Annotated in this window: 5 protein-coding genes; 3 read left to right on the top strand and 2 right to left on the bottom strand. The window is 32.0% G+C overall.

Annotated elements, in window-relative coordinates:
- From ACKVOD_RS09290 to rpoN, 3 genes are all read left to right on the top strand, one after another.
- Positions 1 to 189: amino acid--tRNA ligase-related protein (locus ACKVOD_RS09290; protein ID WP_409209191.1), on the top strand; the 189-nt coding region annotated here is incomplete at its 5' end.
- A gap of 164 nt (positions 190 to 353) precedes the next feature.
- On the top strand, positions 354 to 746 hold the full coding sequence (locus tag ACKVOD_RS09285) for a GxxExxY protein (RefSeq protein ID WP_409209190.1): 393 nt from the start codon (positions 354 to 356) through the stop codon (positions 744 to 746).
- Positions 747 to 835: 89 nt separating this feature from the next.
- Positions 836 to 2,311, top strand: a complete 1,476-nt coding sequence (gene rpoN / locus ACKVOD_RS09280) for an RNA polymerase factor sigma-54 (protein ID WP_409209189.1) — start codon at positions 836 to 838, stop codon at positions 2,309 to 2,311.
- Positions 2,312 to 2,325: 14 nt separating this feature from the next.
- On the opposite strand, the gene ACKVOD_RS09275 is transcribed toward rpoN, so the two are convergent.
- A complete protein-coding gene (locus ACKVOD_RS09275) occupies positions 2,326 to 3,024 on the bottom strand; it encodes a porin family protein (protein ID WP_409209188.1) in 699 nt (232 codons plus the stop codon).
- A 438-nt stretch (positions 3,025 to 3,462) separates the two neighbouring features.
- Positions 3,463 to 5,364: ATP-binding protein (locus tag ACKVOD_RS09270; RefSeq protein ID WP_409209187.1), on the bottom strand; the 1,902-nt coding region annotated here is incomplete at its 5' end.

Below are 5,364 nucleotides of genomic sequence, written 5' to 3'. Positions count from 1 at the left end.
GAAAAAATGAAAGCCTTAGGAATTGACGAAGAAGAATTGTGGTGGTATTTAGACACCCGAAGATTTGGAAGCGCGGTTCACTCTGGTTTTGGACTTGGTTTTGAAAGATTAGTTCTTTTTGTAACTGGAATGACTAATATTCGTGACGTAATTCCTTTTCCTAGAACACCGATGAATGCCGAGTTTTAAAAAACAGAGATTTTGCCACGAAGGCGCAAAGTCGCAAAGTTTTTAAAGTGTGAAGTATGATTTACAGGAAAAACTAAGATTTTAAGGAATGATTAAAGTCAATATATTAGATTAGATAAAATAATAAATAACTTGGCGCCTTTGCGTCTTAGCGGCATATTAAAATGATTGACGACAGAACCGAAGAAATTGCCAAGATAATTGTGAATTCTGCTTTTAAAGTTCATAAGGAACTTGGTCCTGGTTTGTTGGAGCGGGTTTATGAAGTTTGTTTAGCATACGAAATAAACAAGGCAGGATTAATGGTTCAAAGTCAAATTGATGTGCCAATTGTTTATGACGGAGTAATTCTTAAAGAGAAATTAAGACTTGATTTAATAGTTGAAAATTCCGTGATTATAGAAGTAAAAGCAGTAGAAATAGTTAATCCTGTTTGGCAAGCTCAAATAATAAGTCATTTAAAATTAACTAATAATAGTTTAGGCTTTTTAATTAATTTTAATGTTCCGTTAATTAAAAGTGGGATTAAAAGATTCATAAATACAACGTCAAATTAGTATCAATAAACTTAGTTTCTTTTTCTTTTTAATAAAATGAAAACTTTGTGTCTTTGCGCCTTCGTGGCAAAAATAAATTAGTATCGTATATGCTTAAGCAATTTCTAAATCTTAAACTGTCCCAGAAATTATCTCCACAACAAATCCAGTTGATGAAGCTAATTCAATTGCCTACGCAAGCATTCGAGCAACGTTTATTGGAAGAAATGAATGAAAATCCTGCTTTGGAAACAGGTTTGGAAGAAGAGGAAAACTACGAGAAAGACGAATTCGATAATGATGATGCCAATGACGAATTCGACGATTATGACGACAATGATAGTGAAGATACGAGCGATGTTAACATTGACGAATATTTAAGCAGCGATGAAACGCCCGATTATAAAACCCAGGCTAATAATTACAGTGATGACGATGAGGAACGGGAATCGCCACTGGTGGCACCAATTAGTTTTCACCAAGATTTAATCAATCAATTAAATACTTTTATATTGAATGACGATGAGCGTGAAATTGCAGAATTTCTCGTGGGCAGCATCGACGATATGGGCTATATCCGACGAAGTATTCCTGATATGGTAGATGATATGGCGTTTACCCAAGGTATTTATACCGATGAAAAAACAGTCGATAGAATGTTGCACATAATTCACGAACTAGAACCCTCGGGTGTTGGCGCACGCGATTTGCAGGAATGTTTATTATTGCAATTAAAGCATAAAACGCCGACGGAATATGTGGCTTTGGCAATTGATATTATCGAAAACCAATTTGATGCCTTTACCAAAAAACATTACGATAAGCTCCTTCAAAAATATGCGGTTTCGAATGAGCAACTCAAAACTACTATTCACGAAATAGAAAAACTAAATCCAAAACCAGGCGGTTCTTTTACAGGAAGCAACAAAATTACAGAACATGTTGTCCCTGATTTTGCAATACGCATCGTTGATGACGAATTGGTTTTGACATTAAACGGAAGAAATGCCCCTTCGCTTCACGTTTCTAAAGATTATCAGGAAATGATGCAAACCTATAAAAGTTCTCGCGACAAATCGAATGCACAAAAAGATGCCGTTCAGTTTATTAAACAAAAATTAGATTCGGCTAAATGGTTTATTGAAGCTATTAAACAACGTCAAGAAACACTTTTTGTGACCATGAATGCTATCATGCACTACCAACAAGAGTATTTTTTGGAAGGGGATGAAACCAAATTAAGACCGATGATTCTAAAAGACATTGCTGACTTGGTTGGACTTGATATTTCTACAATTTCCCGTGTGGCAAATAGCAAATATTTAGAAACGCCTTATGGCACAAAATTAATCAAAGAATTCTTCTCCGAAGCGATGAAAAACGATCAAGGCGAAGACGTTTCGACTCTTGAAATCAAAAAAATTCTACAAAACGTGATTGAAGAAGAAGACAAACACAAACCGCTACCCGACGATCAACTAGCCGAAATTCTAAAAGAAAAAGGCTACCCCATTGCTCGTAGAACCATTGCAAAATACCGAGAACAATTGGATATTCCTGTGGCGAGGATGCGGAAGAAAATATAGGGTTATAGATTTAACTACAAAATATAAAAGATTATCCCAACATTCAACGAATTCATGTCTATAGATTCTGTACCAATTTTAGCCGATTGAAAAATCGGATTCAAACCATAATACCCATAGAGATTGATGGTGTTGTATCCTGCAGCTAAATAAACTCCGTAATTTAATTTGTTAAAATCAGGATTATTATTCACAATAATTTTATCTTGATAATTATTATAAATAGATCGATCATTTACTAAATAGCTGAACTTAGCACCTCCATAAATTCTCCAAAATTTGTGACTTTCAAAAGTAGAACTCCTCCATCTAAATTCGATAGGTACATCGATTAATAGCTGTGAAATTCTATTCTTTTGATATGAAATATCCGAGTTAATAAGAGCATAGGTAGGTGTTTGATTTGTTTTAGAAATCAAAATGTTTTGATTCAAGTTGTTAAAAGAAATTCCAATTCCTGTTGCTATTGCGATAGTTCTCATCTTGTTTACTGGCATGTCTCTGAGAAAACCTACGGAAAAACCCTTTGAAAACTTACTTTGAGTAAGTCCGTCTGGTTTTTTCTGTAAAGTATTGTAGGTAAATCCAAAATAAAACTGATCTTCTCTATACAAAGAATCAATTTTTTCAGAAGGCAGAGGATCCAAATTTGTGTTTTGCGAAAAAACCGACCCCACAGCTAACAAAAGAACTATTTTAAGAAATAAACTCATATTAAATTTTTGTGTGGTAAAATTACAAAAAAAGCAACCGAAAGACTGCCTTTAATTAGTTTATGAAAATTTATTTAGCAGAGAAGAAGATATAGGCTACAGAATTTTCTACCTATGACGACTGGAATAGCTGAACCGAACAAGGGAACTGGGCGTAAGAGAACGATTGATGGCCTTATGCCAGATTCTTTTGATTCAGAAATTTTAAAAACCCTAGTTCTGTTTGTGTTTTAAATCGTGATTAGCCGTTGTATCTTACATTTCAAATACTATTAGACTCATTGTATAATTTATGCCATTATTGTGCAATTAAAAAGGTTTGTAAAAGGAATTATTTTTTTACTAACACTTGATTTAAAAAATATTTTTGTCAAGCAAAATATTAAATCCGTAATGCTGTATTTCGAGAAATATAATTTAATTGAAATGACTTTAGTATTATACTTTGTATTTTAAAATATATTCTGAAGGCGATATTTTGCAATGGGATTTGAACCACTTTGAAAAATACTGTGGATTAGAATGACCTACGGCATAGGCAATCTCGGAAATATTTAGATCCGATTCTGTTAATAGGGCTTTTGCTTTTTTCAAACGCACTGAATCTATAAACTCTTTTCCTGTTGTCCCAGTTATTACCTTAACTTTTCTAAAAAAGGTAGAACGACTCATAGCAAATTCATCTGCGATATTTATAATATTCAAATTGTCTTCTTCTATATGATCGTTAACATATTTTAGTAGTTTATCAATAAATTCTTTGTCTTTATTATTTGTGGTAATGTCCGCAGCATCCTCATATTTATTAGTTAGAAATAGATTTTTAAATTTGTTTCTGGACTCTATTAGATTTTTAATAGTTAAATTTAAAAGTTTAATATTAAAAGGTTTAGAAACATAGTAATCTGCACCAGATTGCACTCCTTGAAATTGGCTATCCATATCGCCTTGAGCTGTTAATAAAATTATAGGAATATGGGAAGTATTTATGTCATTTTTAAGCGTAATACATAAATCAAGACCATTCATTACGGGCATTACTACGTCACTGATAATTACATCGGGTTGTAATTTATGTGCCATTTCGACTCCAATTTTACCGTTTTCTGCTGTATATATATTATAAGAGCCTGAAAAATAATCCGCTATGTTTTCCCTTAATTCTGTATTATCATCAACATACAAAATAGTTGACTTATTACCATCAAATTCAACATTTCCATCAACTGTTTTATTAGTACCAACCTCTACATTACTTTCCTCAATATTAGCAGCGCTAAGAGCTCGAGGTAAAGTTCTTTCCAATAGGATTTTATCTGCTTTTTCTTCTTCAGAATAAGCGTTTTCATCCAATGGTAAATTCAAAGTAAAAATAGAGCCTTTATGTAATTCACTACTTACCGAAATACTTCCTTTATGCAATTCAATCAAAGATTTAGTCAGTGACAATCCTATTCCAAATCCACTTACATAGCGGTCCATATTGCCCCCATGATGGTAAAATCTATTAAAAATTTTAGACAAAAAATTGGCATCTATTCCTGCGCCGTTATCAATAACATCTACTACTAAAAATTGTTTGTTTGTAGAAGGACTAATTTTAATTACAATTTTACCGCCTATATTGGTGTGTTTAATTGCGTTGGAAACTAAATTATAAATAATTTTCCCAAGGGCATTTTTATCGAACCAAATCAACACTTCAGGCTGATAGGCGTCTATTGAAATTTTAATTTTTTTCGATTTTGCTAATCCATTAAAAGCAATTCTAATATTTTTTAAAAACGAAATCATGTCACTTTTCTGAACTTTTAATTGGTAATTACCAGATTCCATTTTATGAATAGCTAATAATTCGTTTGTCAATTCCAAAAGAGTATTTACATTTTTATCAATAGTTAATGCTTCTTTTTGTTGTTTAGGGTTCAGTATAAAATCAGAGATTAGTTTTTCGATAGAACACAAAATAAGGGTTAGTGGAGTGCGAATTTCATGTGAAATGTTTATAAAGAATTCCAATTTGGATTCATTGATTTTCTCTATTTGTTCATGATATTTTTTTTCTAATTGCACCTTATTTTTTTTATCAATACGCTTTTTAGTAATAGTTGAAACAATAAGTATTATAAAAAAAAGTATAATTATATATAAAATGAAGGCTGGAAATGTAATCCAAAATGAAGGTTGGATTTCAATATTTAATGAGGTATCGTCTGAATTCCAAGTTCCATCTTCATTGGATGTTTTTATTTTAAATATATAATCTCCAGCTGGTAAATTTTTATATTCTGCAAGATAAATATTGGCTGATGTTATAGTCCATTTTTCATCAAACCCTTC

The sequence above is a fragment of the Flavobacterium sp. genome (genome assembly GCF_046155325.1).
In the GTDB taxonomy this organism is placed as follows: Bacteria; Bacteroidota; Bacteroidia; order Flavobacteriales; family Flavobacteriaceae; genus Flavobacterium.
The sequence above is the reverse complement of the archived record's forward strand: the minus strand, read 5'-3'. Positions and strand labels throughout refer to the sequence as shown.

What these genes read in the sequence shown, in the direction of transcription:
- rpoN (WP_409209189.1), top strand. Translation starts at nt 836, where the DNA reads ATGCTTAAGCAATTTCTAAATCTTAAACTGTCCCAGAAATTATCTCCA.
- ACKVOD_RS09285 (WP_409209190.1), top strand. Translation starts at nt 354, where the DNA reads ATGATTGACGACAGAACCGAAGAAATTGCCAAGATAATTGTGAATTCT.
- ACKVOD_RS09275 (WP_409209188.1), bottom strand. Translation starts at nt 3,024, where the DNA reads ATGAGTTTATTTCTTAAAATAGTTCTTTTGTTAGCTGTGGGGTCGGTT.